We start from the raw sequence: 17,388 nt of genomic DNA, 5'->3' as shown, positions 1-17,388 counted from the left end.
AGCCTTCTTTATTAGCAATATTATCAAGGTAAAAAACATTGAAAACATTTGAAGAATTGGGCGTCAGCGAAGAGATTCGCCGCGCTATTGACGAGCTTGGATTCGAACATCCAATGCCAGTACAGGAAGAAGTAATCCCTTATTTGTTGGGTAACAAAAACGATGTCATTGCATTGGCACAGACAGGAACAGGTAAAACTGCTGCCTATGGACTGCCGTTGTTGCAGAAAACTGATGCATCGCGAAAAGAAACACAAGCCATCATCCTTAGTCCTACACGTGAACTCTGTCTGCAAATTGCTGACGATCTCAACAGTTTTGGAAAATATATCGATGGTATGCATATTGCCGCTGTATATGGTGGAACGGATATCGGTTCGCAGATACGTACACTAAAACATGGTGTGCAGATTATCGTTGCCACACCAGGACGTCTCATCGACCTCATCAACCGTGGAGTTGCTAAACTCGATCAGGTGAATAATGTAGTGCTCGACGAGGCAGACGAGATGCTCAACATGGGATTCTCTGACAGTATCAATGCTATTTTCGAGTGTGTGCCTGCCGATAGAAACACATTGCTCTTCTCGGCTACTATGAGTAAGGATATTGAGAAAATAGCACTCAACTATCTGCATGACCATAAGGAAATTGTGGTGGGATCACGAAACGAAGGTGCTGAACATGTGAACCACATCTATTATCTGGTCAATGCACGTGATAAATATCTTGCATTGAAACGAGTGGTAGATTTCTATCCTCGCATCTTTGCCATTATCTTCTGTCGCACTAAGATAGAAACACAAGAGATTGCCGACAAACTCATCAAGGATGGATATAATGCCGAGGCACTCCACGGAGACCTCAGTCAGCAACAACGCGACCTGACCATGCAGAAGTTCCGCCAGCACACCGTACAGTTCCTTGTGGCTACCGATGTTGCAGCACGAGGCCTTGATGTGGATGATCTTACCCATGTTATCAACTACGGATTGCCCGACGATATTGAGAGCTACACCCATCGTAGCGGTCGTACCGGACGTGCAGGCAAGAAGGGAACGTCTATCTCTATCATCCATACCAAAGAGAAATTCAAGGTGAGACAGATAGAGAAACAGATTGGTAAGGACTTTGTGGATGGTACGTTGCCTGCTCCTGAGGAGATTTGCAAGAAACAGCTTTTCAAGACCATGGACGATATTATGAAGACTGATGTTGATGATGAGCAGATTGCTCCCTATATGGAAGAAATCAACCGTCAGTTTGAATATATCGACAAAGAGGATATTATCAAGAAGATGGTGACAATCACCTTCGGTAAATTTCTCGACTATTATAAGAATGCACCCGAAATCATCAAGCCCGATAGCCGTAGTGCCAAGGCTGCAAGGGGCGAAGGTAAAGCAGATGGCAACCGTCGTACTCGTCAGAACGGACCGCGTAAGGCTGAAGCCGGATACCGCCGCTTGTTTGTCAATTTAGGCAAGGACGATGGTTTCTATCCTGGCGAAGTGATGCAGTTCCTCAATAAGTGTGTGCCAGGACGTGTACAGGTGGGACATATCGACCTTTTGGGCAAGTTCTCTTATATAGAAGTTCCTGAGGAAGATGCTGACCGCGTGATGCAGAACCTCAACGGACAGCACTATAAGCGCCGTGAAGTGCGCTGCAACGATGCTGATGAGGCTGGACACGGAAACGGCAGACGTTCCTCCGAGTCTGCTCCACGCAATCAGCGTAGCGAGGGTCGTAGTGGACGTGGCGAAGGCCGTGGCGCTAAAGGTTATGGTCGTGCCGACAGAAATGACGGTCGTCAGCAACGTGGTTCAAGGGGAGCTGCACGCCATCAGAATCATGAAGATATGAACGATTGGCGATCGCTGATGAATCCAGACTCTATGCGCTTGCGTGGTGAAGAGCCCGACTTCAGCGAGGAAGGCTGGGCACGTCGTCGTCCGAAGAAGAAATAAACTAACGACCGATAGGGGATAAGCCCTAACATCTGGTTTGTGATAAAACCTAACGACCAAATGGGACGATAGTCGTTGAGCATATCATATCGGGGTATGGGCAACGATTCTAATAAAAGAAAGGGAGCAACACTACGGTGCTGCTCCCTTTGTTATGGGTTATCATTCATCTTATTTCTTGATGCCGATTTCCTTCAACAGACGGTCGGCATGGCCCCAACGATCCATCATGTAGAGCATATAGCGCACATCCACGTTGATGGTACGTGCCAACTGCTTGTCGAAGAAGATATCGCTCGACAGGCTGTCCCAGTTGCCATCAAAGGCAAGGCCCAACAGTTCGCCCTTACCGTTGAAGATAGGAGAACCAGAGTTACCGCCGGTAATGTCGTTGTTAGAGAGGAAACAGAGTTGCAGCGTACCTGTCTCTTTGTCGGCATAAGCACCGAAATCTTTTGCCGAGAGCAGTTCGTGCATGACGGGTTCGGCAAAGTATTCGAAGTTGTCGTTGGCGCGTTGCATCTTCTCCCAGAGGCTGCGAGCATCGGTATAGTAGCCAGAAGGTTTGCCGCCAAGGGTGTATTCGCCCACTTGACCATAGGTCATGCGGAGTGTGAAGTTGGCATCCGAATAGTTAGGAAGATCCTGTTCCATGCGCAGTTTGGCAGCACAGAGCCATTTCTCCTGTTCCTCAATCTGGTCGGCACTACCAGAAAGGTCGGCACGGATGGCACCCATGGTCTCGATAAGGTCCTGACCGAACAGCACACCGAGGTCTTTGGCATAGCTCTTCTTATTAATATAAATAGGAGTATTGTCCTTCATCAGCAGCGATTTGTCGTAGAGATCGTTGACATAGGCGGTGAAATCGCCCTTGTATTTCTCTTCGATGGTGGTGAAGAATGCAGGATGATACTGCTTTTCCACATGCTCGCTATAGTTTTTCATCATAGCGGCAAGCAGTTCGCGGTCTGTAGCTTCATCCCACTCGTTGCGATTGTCTTTAAACTCCACATATTGTTTCTGCTTCTTGTTGTCCGGACCTTTCACCTCCATGCCGTTGTGGATGCGCTTAGCACGAAGACTCATTTGGTCTGGTTCGCGACCCCAAGTCTCGTTCCAATAGTAGAGGGCACGCAGGGCAGAGAATCGATTAGCGTAGAGTTTTTCCAGTTTTCCAAAGTCGAGCAATCCTTTCAGATAGCCAGACTCCTGTTGCCATTGCTGCAATTTGGCTTCAAACTCCTGTTTCTGTCTGATGAGTCCGATGGAATCGATACATTTGTTCATACCGATGGAGTTCTTCCAGTAGTTGGAGCTGTGGGCATATTTCGAGTCGTACTTGATGCGCACAGCTTCGTCGGCACGCATGTGGCGGAGCATGATTTCCTGTTTTACGGCACGAGCCTGAGCCATAACAGCATTCATAGCATCGCGGCGTTCCTTGATACCATAGCTACTCAGGTAGCGGCTGGTGCTGCCGGGATATCCCATAATCATGGCAAAATCGCCGGGTTTATAGCCATCCATTGATACTGGTGCCCATGATGCAGGATGATAGGGCACGTTGTCTTTGGAGTAAGCGGCAGGACCATTGGTCTTTGGGTCGGCATAGATGCGGAATACAGAGTAGTCGCAAGTCTGACGGGGCCACATCCAGTTGTCGGTTTCTCCACCAAACTTACCCATCGATTTGGGCACAGAGAATACCAGACGCACGTCGGTAAAGTCGCGATAGGTTGTCATGTAGTATTTGTTGCCCTCGTAGAAAGGCTTGATTTCTACACGCAACGTAGAGTCTTTCTGGCGAATGTCTTTCTGCCAGGCATTCTCTACAGAATCCACCCATTCGCCCACTTTGCCGATAGCGAGGCTGCTCATGCCCAGTTTGCGCAATTCGTCGGTCACGTCTTTTTGTTCCACCATGAAGCTTACGAAGAGATCTTTGTTGGGCAATTCCTCTTCATACGAGTTGGCAACAAATCCGTTGAGCATATAGTCGTGCTCTACGGTAGAGTGGCTACGGATAGATTCAAAACCGCAATGGTGGTTGGTGAATACGAGTCCATCGGGAGATACCACAACGCCTGAGCAATAGCCTCCAAAGTTGATAACGGCATTTTTCACGGCATTACTGCTCTGATAGAGTTGTTCCATAGGGAGTTGGAATCCCTCCTGTTTCATCTGTTCATAGATGGCTGGCGGCAGGTTGTAGAGTGTCCACATGCCTTCGTCGGCCTTGGCGTTGTTGACAGACAGAGCCATCAAAGCGCCGAAGAGTAACATTGCTTTTCTTTTCATAGTGTTATAATTATTTGTTTTGATGTTTCCGGAAGTATTTGCCGATAACGGGCAGACTGCCCAATGGGAAGTCTTTCTTCACCACAAGGGCGGTATAGAGTAGGATGAAGATGGTGTTGACTCCCATGGCAATAGCGGTAGAGAGGTGGTTGGTGGCTTGCATCACGAAGAAAACTGCCGCTGCCAATACCACATAGAGGGCAATATCGCGCATCGGATAGGCTATCGGGTGGTATTTTCGTCCTACAAGGTAGGAGAGGGTCATCGCTGTCAGATAGCCGGCAAACCCTGCCCATGCACAGGCTATATACCCATAGCGTGGTACGAAGATGACGTTGATACTGATGAGAACGGCACAGCCCACACCGGAGAAGATTGCTCCCCAATAGGTTTTATCTTCCAGTTTGTACCAGAACGACAGGTTGAAATAGATGCCCATCATGATTTCGGCAGCCATTACGATAGGCACTACGCGCAGTCCTTCCCAGTAGTCGGGTGCGATGATGCGCTTGAGCACATCCATCCAACCTATCACGCAAAGGAACGCCAGTAGGGTGAAGATGATGAAGTATTTCATGGCAGAAGCCTGCATCTGATCGTTGTCTTTATCTTTCGACTTGCCGAACACGAATGGTTCATAAGCATAGCGGAAGGCCTGTGTGATCATAGCCATAATCATGGCAATCTTCACCGTAGCGCCATAGATGGCAAGTTGGGTGTGCATATCTTTTCCGGGATAGATAAAAGGAAAGAGAATCTTGTCTGCCACTTGGTTGAGGATGCCTGCCACACCCAGGATGACGATAGGCCAGCTGTAGTTCAGCATGCGCTTCATCAGTTGTGAATCGAAGCCGTAACGTATGCCCCACAGTTCTTTGAAGAGACAGAGTGTGACGATTGCTGATGTGGCGAGGTTGATATAGAAGGCATAACCGGGATCATGACCGTCCATACCGATATAATAGATGATGTTGAGTGCAATATTGATGGCGATGTTCAGCATCTGCAGGGCTGCAAATTTCAACGCTTTCTTCTGTAGTCGGAGATAGGCAAAGGGGATGGCACGCACGGCATCGATAGCAACGGTAAGCGCCATGACCCACACATATTGCGGATGGTCGGCATAGCCAAGGAAGGTGCTGACGGGAGTGATGAGTAGTAGAATGGCTATGAAAAACAATGTTGATGCTGATGCCACTCCTATCAGAGCAGTAGAGAATACCCGTTCTGCATGCTCCCCTTCCTTATTGGCAAAACGGAAGAAAGTGGTTTCCATGCCGAAGGTCAGCAATACGAGGATTAATGCTGTCAGGGCATACATGTTGGTGATGACACCATAACCACCGCCTGATGCCGGCATGGATGCGGTGTAGATCGGCACAAGCAGATAGTTGAGGAAGCGTCCTACGATGCTGCTCAATCCATAGATAGCTGTGTCTTTTGCTAATGATTTCAGATTTGGCATATTTCTATTTCTTTATTTCTTAATAGAAGAAGAGATAGCTGATGCAGATGGCGGCAACGATGCCTGCAAAGTCTGCCAGCAAGCCGCAGGCTACGGCATGTCGGGTTTTGGCAATACCCACACTACCGAAATATACGGCAAGGATATAGAATGTAGTATCGGTAGATCCTTGGAAGATGCACGACAGGCGTCCTACAAAGGAGTCGGCGCCATAGGTGGTCATTGCATCGACCATCATGCCGCGTGCCCCACTTCCCGATAGCGGTTTCATGAGTGCTGTGGGTAGCGCATCCACCCATTGTGCATTAACGCCAGTTTGTTCTACCGTCCAGCGCATACCGTCTATCAGCATGTCCATGGCTCCCGATGCGCGAAACACACCGATGCCCACCAGAATAGCCACCAGATAGGGGATGATGCGCACGGCAGTTTGGAATCCGTCTTTGGCTCCTTCTACAAAAGCATCATAGACGTTTACCTTCTTGCGCACTCCGGCAAGGATGAATCCTATGATGATAGACATCAGCAGGATGTTGGCTACTGTCGTGCTGACGCGGTTCATCGTCTCACCATCCATCTGGCTGAATGCCCAAATAATGGCTGACACCACCAGACAGGCACCACCAAGTGTGAGCAGCATGATGCGGTTCAGTAGATTGATGCGCTGGAATAGTGAGGTGACTACCACTCCTGCCAACGTCGAGAAGAATGTGGCCAAAAGGATGGGGATGAAGATATCGGTGGGTTGGGCAGCACCCAACTGAGCACGATAAACCATGATGCTGACTGGTATCAGGGTCAATCCGCTGGTGTTGAGCACGAGAAACATGATCATCGGATTGGATGCTGTGTCTTTCTTTGGATTCAAGGCTTGCATCTGTTCCATGGCTTTCAATCCCAATGGTGTGGCGGCATTGTCGAGTCCTAACATATTGGCTGCAATATTCATGAAGATGCTGCCTGTGACGGGATGCCCTTTGGGAATATCGGGAAAGAGTTTGCTGAACACCGGCGATAGGATTCGTGCCAATACATCGACCACGCCACCGCGTTCGCCAACCTTCATCACACCGAGCCATAGCGATAATACACCCGTCAATCCCAATGAAATCTCAAAGGCTGTCTTCGACGAACTGAATGTGGAATCCATCATGGCAGGAAACACACTATAGTCGCCAAAGAATACCAATTTCACCATCGCTATCACAAAGGCGATGATGAAGAATGCTACCCAAATATAATTTAAAACCATACAGCCAACAAAATTACACTTTTTCTGTCACAACGCCAAATATATGCTGGTCTTTTCATAGAAAAAGCGTGTCGGCAATACGCCGACACGCTTCCTCCTGTGTCTATATGATTATAAAGAATTAGTATAAATTTTCTTGGTTTTTGACACTCTTGTACCAGTTGTCAGGAGTGTTACTGTTGACATAGTCCTTGAACTTCTCATAGGTATTTATGAACTGTACGCGCTCCTTCATCCATTTTACGTCTGTAGGTACGCAAAGCTTTTGGGTAGCTTCGCCCTTCTGAGCTGTCAGTTCTTGTGCGCCTACATAAACGGGAATATCGTTGGCATTGTTCACATTGTCTGCCACAGGGATGCGGAAGATGGCTACAGGACGTGTGGCTCCGTTGCCGGTATTGATCATAGTGCCTTGTTCTTCTACACAGAGAGCTTTGTGCACCTCTACACCTTTGTCACCCTGTCCACCGATGGTGAGATACTTCGTACCACCAGCTGCGTGCAAAGTGATGACAGCAAATTTTTGATTGTGACCATCTTTCCAATTGTACTCGAATTTTACATCGAATACAGCATCGTTGAAGTCCCAGTCGCTGGTCTGTACAGAAGCCAGATTGCTATCGATGATATCCTCTACCATGACGCGCATAGCAGCTGTACCTGGAGCGTTGAGGCCTGGAGCTATTCTGACAATCCAGTCGCTATAGTATCCGTCGGGGTTGACTCTTGTATCTCCGTTGTCGTATTTTTGCATCTTATAGTCGAAACCTACAAAATACATGCCTGCCACGCTTTTGTCGATTTGGTCACCAGAGATCAGCACGTATGAGTCGTCGTAGTATTTATCTCCATGAGATTCGTGGAAACCAAAACAATCGGTACTGGAGTCATACATATACATGATGTTTCCATCAGCACCGTTGAAGTTGTTGACGTGATCTTTTTTGCTACCACAAGCCAGCCAGTCCATCTGATTGGAACCAGTAATCGTAGTTTGGGTTTGGACACCATCGTTAAAGGTGTAGTAAGTTTCGGGTGTCTTTGAACCTTCGGTTTTTTTACCACCTTTATACACTTGCTCTACAAAGAAGTCGCTCCAGTTGACTTTTTGACCTTGAGGGTTTGGGTTGTTCTGGAACCATTTGCGTACTACCTCTTTCTGAGCGTCGGTCAGTTTGGTGGGCACGGTCACATAGTCTGCCCATTGGTTGGAATTGGGGTTGGCAGCACGAGTACCAATGAGCTTGCCATCCTTGTCGAATGTGAATACTTGCTGAGGAGTGAATCCCCAGTTAACATTAGGATTGACTGCACCAAACTCCTTTTCGAAGACAGCTTGATATTGCTCTTGCTTACTAACAGGGGCATAGTCATCGTGCGTACAACTTGCCATGGCTAAGGCTGTAATTCCTACAAAAAGAATCTTTTTCATTTTCTCGATTTTTAATTTTACTGTTGTTGATAATTCTATGAGATTAAACGGTTGGCTCGTTTTCGTTATATATAGAGTCTTTCCATTGTGGGTGCAAAGATAAAAACTTTTTCGTTTTTGTATAGTTAACAGTATGTTAAAAAATCATAATTTCAACAAGAATAGTGCTGATATACATTATTTTACTTAACTTTGTATCCTGTTTTTATTACGAACAAATATGAATAAACCGAAACTATTGATTGCCGCAACAATGGCAACGCTTGTGCTGACTGCTTGTCAACATGAGTTTTTCCAAAAACAAAGATATGTTGATCTGGTGGCAGAGGAATTTCCTGTTAAGGACTTTGATGCAGGACATACTTGGGCTACGGCACGAGAACTCACCATGTCGGTCATACTGCCTTCTGCCGACAGCTATGAGGTTTATATGTTCACGGGCATTCCTGCCGTTTCAACAACCCGACTGTTGCAACATGTGAAACTCAATGGAGCCAACAGGCAGTCGGTCAACGTGTCGTGTCCGACGGTTCTTTCGGAGCTATGGATAGCTATTGTCGATGCGGCGGGCGAAGTGAAAGAGGCTCGTATTGCCGTTGGAACCAATGAGGTCAACATCACAGCCGACCTCAGCAGTGCCTATTTGCGTGGTTCTACGCCTGCCATGTTGGCTGGAGTAAGTCCGCAACCCTATACATTCTGTTTTGAAGATGCGTTTCCACAGCCTGGCGACTACGATTTCAACGACTTGGTGATGGGCGTTCAGCTCAACAAGCGCTATGCTGTCAACACCACCGATCCCGATACGCTGATTATTTCCACCAATCTCAAAGCGGTGGGAACGGTCAACCCCATAGGTGCTGCCATGCGCCTGAAAGGGGTGAATACCGCCGTGGTGGGTACTACTTACGAGGCAGAAGACACCTATCCTTATTATAAATACGGCAGCAGTTTTGTGCCGACAACCGAGGGCCGCAAGTTTATAGAGAAGACGAGCGAGGTGAATCCTGCCAACCGCGACGTGTGTATTCCGCTATTCTGCGATGCCCACTATGCCATCAGCAAAGGGTCTATGGACAATGCGCAGCAGGTGGTGCGCTGTTATTACAACACCATGACCGACGAAGATATGGCTGAGGTAGCTACTACCGGCAAGTTGGGAATGAAGGTGGGAACGGTGAAGCGTGAGTTTCGTGTGTTGTTTCATCAGTCGAGCCGTGCCTCCTTCAACGATTTCAACATGATGGATCTTGACCTCTTTGCAGTCACTTCCTATAATGGCGGATATTTTGAAACCCACACCATGACGTATAAAGCTGACGAAGTGATCCACCAATATATAAACGGTGCCAACCAGGAGGTTTATTCTAAAAACTATATTTGGGCTTTGCTCGTGGCTACGGATTTCCGTTATGCCCGCGAAGGAAAAGTGATAGGAACGCTCGGAGCTAACGGTTATGATGGTGCTTACTGCACGCCCAGCCATTCTTTCTTCGACTGGGGACGCGACCGCTATAATGCACGCGACTGGTATCTCTATCCCGATAATACCAATACCTATAGATAATAGCAACGACCATCTGCTATATGACCAACTGAGCCTTCCTTATCAGGTTGGCTCAGTTTTATTTTCCCGAATCCATACTAAACCCATACTATATCCATATCATATTCATCCCGAACACATCCCGAACGCATCCCGAAGGGAATGGGGAATGCGATGCAGGGTATGGTCTTCCTGCAAGGGGATGAAACAAACAAATCACCCTAAGAAACTCTACCCAGGTAGGGTGGGAGTTGCTTAGGGTGATTGGGGGATTGTATAGGGAGTAGTGAATTACTTCACCACCTTACCTTCTACGGGACTCTTATACCAGTCGATTGCGGTATTGGCAGCCTTGCTCCAATTTACAAACATGGGGAAGGCGGTACCAATAGGAGTACGCTCGGTAGGCCATGCCCATTCGCCTGGCAATACAAGCATCTGGGGAGCTGTGCCAATCTCTGCTGACTCAAGCACGATAGACTCGTTCTGGTCTTTCACCTTTACTGTGAAACCATGGTTGGTTACAGAGTAGTTGGCAGGCACGTTGATGGTGATTGCGCTACCGGGAGTGCCCTTGCTGCCGGTGTTGAGCATAGAATACTGTCCGTTGGCATTGGGCTGTGCACCATTGATGAGGTTGTGGATTTCGCCGAGGTTGTTGCCACCGTGGTAGATGTTTGAAGGCAGCACACCACCTGCAGCCAGCGGAGTGACTTTCGCTGTGGTTTCGCCAGCGGTATGGCTAACGCTGAACACTACGTCGTTGAAGTCGATATCGTCGGTATTACCCAAGTCTTCGCATGCGATAATCCATGATTCAGACTGTGGTTCGGGCAGTGGATCTGGGTCGGGCACGGTGATTGGAGGTTCTGGAGTCTTGTATTGTCCTTCTACCCAGAATACGATGTCGTTGAGGTCTTCATCGCCACCACCATCTTCAAATCCAAGGAATGTCTGTCCGTTGAATGTCCAAGAGGCAGCTTTGATAGCGCCACGAGTGGGATCGTAGGTAGGCTTAGAAATCTCCCAGTCCTTTTGGTCTAAGTGGTTGATGCGCTTGTTCAGTTCGGGCAACGAGTAGTTGTAGGTGCCATCATTGTAGCTACCATTGTGGTTGCTGTAATCGTTGTTGTTTGGCTGATATGGTGCGATGAAGAACACGATGTGGTAGCCAGCAGGGAAATCGTAGGTAGCTTCTTGGTCGTGGTTCTCGCCGAAGAAAGCCAATTTGTATGAAGTGCCATACATCTTGGTGTCTTTGGGTATGCCCCAAAGCGACTTCTGTGGTTCGCTCCAGTTTGACAATGCCATGTTATCATTAAGGGTTTGTCCTTTCCATCTGTTGAAATAGATGTTGCTCTGAGGACGTGCATCGTTAATCAAAATGTAGTGGGGCTGGGTCAATGGGTCTTGACCGTCTTTGTAGTAAATGTAGCCGAGGCGGTCTGAAATTTGTGTCGCACCATATACTACTGGCATTTTGATTTCTCCACCTTCGGTAACGATAGAGAATCCCTTCTCCACCTGCTTCAAGTCTTCAAGACCATTGGTGTAGATGTTAAGTTTTTTGCTGCTGTAGTACTTCTGGCTCTCCATGAAGAATGAGCCAGGACCGAAGAGCTTGTAGCCTTGACCCAATGTCCAGCAGGGAACTGCTTCTTCTTGAGCAACACCTTTGAGCAGGGTGATTTCAATATTCTTGGTAGATCCAACCCATTTTGCCTCAGGCTTAAGCTCGGCATTTGAGAAGTCAAATACTGTATAGTTGATAGAACCGTCTGCGTTTTTGGTTACGATAGATTCTGTGGTGAAAGGACCAGGGTTGTTATACTGAACACTTTGACCTTGGTAAACTTTTTTCCATTCTTCAACGGTTTTTGTAGTCCAGTTCCACCAAATCATATCTTTGACTAATGATTCGTATTGGTTGTTCAGCACTTTCTTCTCACCTTTTTCCACCGGGCAATTGGCAGCACGTGTAAATCCGCTGCGAGTTGGTGTGATATAGTCTGATGGGGTGATGTTTACTGTGCCGTTTACGATAGCATAGTAATTGTAGATTTTGAAGAGACCTTCGCTGTTTTTGATAGAAACGAATACGTGGTTGGCAGCCTTCTTGGCATCAAACGAGATGCTGCCTGCGCCATTGGTCAGTTTGGTAACTGCCATCAGGTTGCTTTCGTCTTCCAGCGGAGCATCAGAATAGATGCGCATCTCGCTCTCACCGGCAATGGTGGGGCAAGCGGCTGTTGCGCTAACGGTGGTTGCTACATTCCAGTCTTGTGTAGGGTCGATAGCTCCAAACTGCTGGTTCCAACTGTTGTTGTACTCATTGACCTTCTGATTGGGATCGTAGAGGTTTGAGTCTTTAGAGCAGGAGCTCAAAAAGAATGTACCCGATGCTGTAATCAAGGCACATAACAATAATAGTTTTCTCATAGATCTATAATTATATTTTTTGTTTGTTCGTTATTTCGGAAACGATAAGTATAGTGATTCTCTGGGTGCAAAGATACGAATATTTGTGAAAATGACAAGCGTAAATCCCAATAATTTTATGATTTCCACCTATTTATATGCGTTTTTCACCTTGTGGAATTGCTGTGTGGGGCAACAGACAAACGGACAAGTGGGGTGGAGGAATCCTTTATTTTGTGTTGGAAAAATTGGAGATTAGAAATAATCGCCGTATCTTTGTGCACGAAAACACGATGATCTATCACAACGACAAGTATTGATGATGAAGAAGAAAGATGCTATGCGACAAATGGGCAGCCTGTTGGCGGGATTGCTGATTCTCGCTTCGATTGCCCTGGCGAAACATGGTTCGTTGCCCGGCCACGACTTCCAGGCGACAACAGCCACAGCCCACCAAGCCGACAACGACACCTTGCAGGTGCTCGACGATGGATCTATGGTGGTGAATACCACGTCGATCGCATCAGATATTATCGGCTATGCCGGAACGGTTCCACTCCTGATTACCATCAAAGACAACAGGGTGGAGCATATCAAGGCGTTGCCCAATCAGGAGACGGAAGATTTCTTTGAAACGGCAGCGGTGCTGCTTTCCCGGTGGAACGGCAAAACCACGGAAGAGGCTGAGGCTCTGCAGGTGGATGCGGTGTCGGGCGCTACCTTTTCTTCGAAAGCCATTATCGGCAACGTGCAACGCGGATTGGCGTATGCCCGTCGCGCACAGGCTACCATTGCGCAACCGTCTTTCGACTGGTCGGTAAAAAACATAGCCGGCATCCTGGTGGTGCTGATGGCTGCCATCCTGCCGTTGTTTGTGAAAAACAAAACCTACCGCTTCTGCCAATCCACGCTCAATGTGGTGGTGCTCGGCTTATGGTGTGGATCCTTCCTGTCCTATACCTCGCTCATGGGATATATGGCACACGGCATGAATCCGCTGGCGGTAGCGGTGCCTTGTCTCATGCTTTTGGTCGCTTTGGTCTATCCGTTGATAGGCCATAAGTCATACTATTGCACCCACCTGTGCCCATTCGGATCGCTGCAGTATATGGCAAGTCGGTGTGTCAGCTATAAGGTGAAGATGGGTGCCCGCCTCGTGCGGGGATTGGACATTTTCCGAAAACTGCTATGGTGCGTGCTGATGATCCTCATCTGGACAGGGGTGTGGGCAGATTGGACCGACTATGAACCGTTTGCCGCATTCATCTTCCAGTCGGCATCGTGGGTGGTCATCGCCATCGCCATCGCCTTTGTGCTATTGTCTTTCGTGGTTGTTCGTCCGTATTGTCGCTTCGTCTGCCCTATGGGCACATGGCTCAGAATCTGCCAGTCCTCCAAGTGGCGACCCTTCTGACGGGAGGGTGGTATTGAGACAGCAATCATCTCGGATGGGCGGCAGGGTGCTGCCACTTGGAATCCTTAAAATTTAATTTTTCTAAAAATTTCGACCACACGACCACAGATGTGGTGTAATCGGCTATGAGACAGCATCTTCAGGCTGTGGTCGATTGTTCCAAACCCGTGCTTTCGACCACGCTTCGACCACACATGCTTTTCCCGATTAACATGGCGGATATTCACACAAAGTAAATAAAAATTATTTTCAGGCATTTTCAAACGGCTGACAAAGTTATTGTCAAACGTTAGATAAGAGTGTTATCCTACGTTTGATAAAGGTGTTATCCAACGTTAGATAAGAGTGTTGTCCAACGTTAGATAAGAGTGTTGTCCAACGTTAGACAAGGGCCTTTTCAACGTTGGAAACAAATCGTTTCAAATATCGGAAAATAGTGGTGTCAAATATTATGCAATAGTCTTGTCCAACGTTTGACAATGGTGTTGCCGGTCGTCAGAACATGCAAAATTGTGTATTGGTGGCTATTTTGGTCAAGCTGTTTCTGTGATGGTAACGGCAGATGGCTGGTGGTCGAAGGGTGGTCGAATGGTGGTCGAACACCGCGAGTCAGCGTAATCGACCACACACGTAAACTGCACACGCATAGCGCGTTATGCGGTTTTGGTGGTCGAGTGGTCGAAATTTTGCAACATCGCGCGTGCGCCTGCGTACCTACTATATAATACAAGTAGGTTGCCTCAATCTTCCTGCCTGCAAGGGTAGGTTACTTCTTGGAGGCTTCCTTCATTTCCTTCATGCGCTTGCGGAAAGCCTTCAGCGCTCTGCCGGCATTGGGAATGCCACGCGAGCGAGCCTGCTTAAAGGTGCGCTCAGCCTGTTTGTAGTCGCCCAATTGCTCGTAGGAGAGTGCCACATAGAAGTATATCTGGTCATTATCAAAACCTGTGCGCAGGGCGCTGTCGCCATAGATAACCGTGTTTAGCGCATCTTTCTCGTCGTAATAGCCAAACGCCTTGCCACAGAGATTGACAAACTCGCGACGCTTCTGGATAGAGTCTGCTGCCGACTTCCAGTGCGACTTAAACTGAGGTGGCGACATCAGTTTGTCTTTTGCCCATAGTCCATAGTGATGGCGGTCACCCTCAGGTGTGCGCGACTGTTGGCTGGTGTTTGAATGAATCTCAGAAAAGTTGGCATCCTGTGCCCACGTTATGGTGGCTGACAGTATGAGCAGGCAGAGGGTAATCAAGATATTTTTTTTCATGCTTTGTGTTTTGTCTTTAGTTTTCAATCCTTCGGTATTGCTTTTCTCTTTACCTTATTATTTCTGATTGCAAAGGTAAAGAAAAAAATTAAAAAAGCCTTGATGTCTCCTCGTTTTTTCTACCGTTCCCCTCTGAATCCTTACACCTTACTCGCCAATTCATCGCTGCAGAAACGAAACAGCGCTTCCGATTCAAATCGTTTGTTTCTACATGGTTTACGCAGAAACGAAAAACAGCGACCTACGAATACTCGTAAGTCGCTGTAATAGAAGTGTGGACCAGCCAGGGCTTGAACCTGGGACCTCCAGATTATGAGTCTGTTGCTCTAACCAACTGAGCTACAAGTCCGCAAATTTTTGCGGTGCAAAGGTACTACTTTTTTTGCAAATACGCAACTAATTGCATGAAATTTTGTAATTTTGTACCCGAAATGGAAATATTAATATACGATAAGGCGATGCAACTCGAAGGATTGTCGGTGGCAACCATCGGAGTTTTTGACGGTGTGCATCGTGGACATCGCTTTGTTTTCGAACAACTGGCAGATAAGGCACGCGAGCGAAAACTGATATCTACGGTCATCACGTTCGACCGCCATCCACTCAGTGTGGTATGTCCTGACAAGTGTCCTCCGCTGCTGACAACACTCGATGAGCGGTTGCAATTGCTGTGCGCCACCGGTGTGCAGCGTTGCGTGGTACTGCCGTTTACTGAAGAGATGGCTGGCTTGGCTGCCTGCGACTTTATGTTGCTGATGCGCCAACAACTTGGCGTGAAGCTTCTGCTGACGGGTTACGACAACCGTTTCGGCCACGATCGATCTGCTGGCTTTAGCGACTATGTGCGCTATGGGCAGGAGATGGATATGGATGTTGAGACGCTTGAGCCGTGCAACATCACAGAAGAAGACTGCCCTGTGAGTTCGTCGATGGTCAGACGACTGTTGGCTGACGGTGCGCTCGACAAGGTGCACCACTGTCTTGGACGCGACTATAGTCTCGAAGGTCAAGTGGTCAGCGGCGAACAGATCGGTATGAAGATTGGCTATCCCACTGCCAATCTCTCGCCCGATACCCATAAACTGCTGCCTAAGGCTGGGGTTTATGCCGTATGGGCAACAATCGGTGTGGATGGACCTACGCTGCCTGCCATGATGAACATCGGCCATTGCCCAACGTTTGGCGGTCGGCCTACAACGCTCGAAGTGCATCTTTTCGACTATAACGGCAATCTCTATGGACAGACTGTGCGTGTGCGCTTTGTCGGTAGGTTGCGCGACGAACAGCGTTTTGCCGATGCCTCAGCCCTGAAAGCGCAGTTGGCAAAGGATCAGAGCGACGCCTTGCAGCTGCTTCGTGCCGATGCAGAGGCGCAGGAAACAGTATGCGGCAAGTAGTTGACAGCTGTAGAAATAAGATAAATCAATTAAATAGATGAAATAGATGAAAAAGGCAATATTATATGTTTTGCTGTTTGTGGCCATCCAGGTGGTGGTCATGAATGTGGTAGAAGGCATATGCCTATTGATAGGAAGCACAGCGGTGGTGGTTGACAAAACAACACAGATGATTATCGGTTTGTCGGCTGCCAATGTCCTTGCCCTTGTTGTTTTCTTGTGGAAACGGATGACACCCTTATCGCCCAGTTGGTTGCTGACACGTCCTTGGAGCGTTCTGCTTTGGACTGCACTGGCATCAATAGGCATGGCAATTCCCTTTACTTGGTTGCAGGAGCATCTTCCTGAGTTGCCTAACCTGATAGAAATGGAGATGGGCAATTTGATGGCCAACTACTGGGGATATGTGGTCGTCGGGCTGTTGGCCCCTTTGGTAGAGGAAGTCGTGTTCCGTGGTGCAGTGCTTCGCGTACTGCTTGAGAAGCTGACACCATGGAAGGCAATAGTCGTATCTGCTTTGCTTTTCAGTCTGGTGCATGGCAATCCTGCCCAAATGCCCTATGCCTTTATTGGCGGTTTGCTGTTGGGATGGATGTATTGGCGCACGGGTTCAATCATTCCCGGAATGGTGTATCACTGGGTGAACAACAGTGCTGCGTATATCGTTTCCAATATGTATCAACAGGCTGATGTGAAGCTGGTAGATATCTTCGGAAGTGAGCAACATGCGCTGATGGCAGCAGGATTCTCGTTGATGATACTTATTCCAGCCTTGTGGCAGTTGTATCTGCAGATGAAGCGTGCCGACAGTCAGAACTGATGTCGTCCGGTTGGTCAACATCGCCGACAGGCCGTTAGAACGACCGAATGACGGTTGCGGCATTTCGGTTTATGATCTAAGCCATAAACAGTTTCAGGACTTTAGC

The 17,388-nt window shown here is 48.0% G+C and carries 11 protein-coding genes and 1 tRNA gene; 5 read left to right on the top strand and 7 right to left on the bottom strand.

Going from position 1 to position 17,388, the window contains the following annotated elements; translation table 11 throughout:
* Positions 1-38: 38 nt before the first annotated feature.
* A complete protein-coding gene (locus CIK89_RS11600; protein WP_094391525.1) occupies positions 39-1,970 on the top strand; it encodes a DEAD/DEAH box helicase in 1,932 nt (643 codons plus the stop codon).
* Positions 1,971-2,141: 171 nt separating this feature from the next.
* Here the strand turns inward: CIK89_RS11600 and CIK89_RS11595 are convergent, their stop codons facing one another.
* From CIK89_RS11595 to CIK89_RS11580, 4 genes are all read right to left on the bottom strand, one after another.
* The gene (locus tag CIK89_RS11595) at positions 2,142-4,271 is read right to left on the bottom strand and encodes a S46 family peptidase (RefSeq protein ID WP_094391524.1); all 2,130 of its coding nucleotides are present in this window, start codon (positions 4,269-4,271) and stop codon (positions 2,142-2,144) included.
* A gap of 10 nt (positions 4,272-4,281) precedes the next feature.
* Complete coding sequence (locus CIK89_RS11590; protein ID WP_094391523.1) at positions 4,282-5,736, bottom strand: lipopolysaccharide biosynthesis protein; 1,455 nt, start codon at positions 5,734-5,736, stop codon at positions 4,282-4,284.
* 19 nt (positions 5,737-5,755) lie between these two features.
* Positions 5,756-6,988 (bottom strand): nucleoside recognition domain-containing protein, encoded by a 1,233-nt coding sequence (locus CIK89_RS11585; RefSeq protein ID WP_094391522.1) that lies wholly within the window; start codon positions 6,986-6,988, stop codon positions 5,756-5,758.
* A 121-nt stretch (positions 6,989-7,109) separates the two neighbouring features.
* Positions 7,110-8,420, bottom strand: a complete 1,311-nt coding sequence (locus CIK89_RS11580) for a DUF4842 domain-containing protein (RefSeq protein ID WP_094391521.1) — start codon at positions 8,418-8,420, stop codon at positions 7,110-7,112.
* A 220-nt stretch (positions 8,421-8,640) separates the two neighbouring features.
* Between CIK89_RS11580 and CIK89_RS11575 the strand changes: the two genes are divergently transcribed.
* Positions 8,641-9,987, top strand: coding sequence for an LruC domain-containing protein (locus tag CIK89_RS11575; RefSeq protein ID WP_094391520.1), 1,347 nt, complete (start codon positions 8,641-8,643; stop codon positions 9,985-9,987).
* 270 nt (positions 9,988-10,257) lie between these two features.
* Here the strand turns inward: CIK89_RS11575 and CIK89_RS11570 are convergent, their stop codons facing one another.
* Positions 10,258-12,405, bottom strand: coding sequence for a DUF4114 domain-containing protein (locus CIK89_RS11570; RefSeq protein WP_094391519.1), 2,148 nt, complete (start codon positions 12,403-12,405; stop codon positions 10,258-10,260).
* A gap of 298 nt (positions 12,406-12,703) precedes the next feature.
* Between CIK89_RS11570 and CIK89_RS11565 the strand changes: the two genes are divergently transcribed.
* Positions 12,704-13,798, top strand: coding sequence for an FMN-binding protein (locus tag CIK89_RS11565; protein ID WP_371593481.1), 1,095 nt, complete (start codon positions 12,704-12,706; stop codon positions 13,796-13,798).
* Between the two features lie 766 nt (positions 13,799-14,564).
* Here CIK89_RS11565 and CIK89_RS11560 read toward each other — a convergent pair.
* Together CIK89_RS11560 and CIK89_RS11555 are read right to left on the bottom strand one after the other, a co-directional pair.
* Positions 14,565-15,065 carry a tetratricopeptide repeat protein gene (locus CIK89_RS11560; RefSeq protein WP_094391518.1) on the bottom strand — a complete coding sequence of 167 codons (501 nt, stop codon included), beginning with the start codon at positions 15,063-15,065 and terminating at the stop codon, positions 14,565-14,567.
* A 275-nt stretch (positions 15,066-15,340) separates the two neighbouring features.
* A tRNA-Ile gene (locus CIK89_RS11555) sits at positions 15,341-15,414 on the bottom strand.
* A gap of 82 nt (positions 15,415-15,496) precedes the next feature.
* On the opposite strand from CIK89_RS11555, the gene CIK89_RS11550 reads away from it, so the two are divergent.
* A complete protein-coding gene (locus CIK89_RS11550) occupies positions 15,497-16,462 on the top strand; it encodes a bifunctional riboflavin kinase/FAD synthetase (RefSeq protein ID WP_158215023.1) in 966 nt (321 codons plus the stop codon).
* Between the two features lie 46 nt (positions 16,463-16,508).
* The gene (locus CIK89_RS11545) at positions 16,509-17,282 is read left to right on the top strand and encodes a CPBP family intramembrane glutamic endopeptidase (protein ID WP_094391516.1); all 774 of its coding nucleotides are present in this window, start codon (positions 16,509-16,511) and stop codon (positions 17,280-17,282) included.
* The last annotated feature ends 106 nt before the right edge of the window (positions 17,283-17,388 follow it).

The sequence above is a fragment of the Prevotella sp. P4-119 genome, assembly GCF_002251345.1.
GTDB lineage: Bacteria > Bacteroidota > Bacteroidia > Bacteroidales > Bacteroidaceae > Prevotella.
The sequence above is the reverse complement of the archived record's forward strand: the minus strand, read 5'-3'. Positions and strand labels throughout refer to the sequence as shown.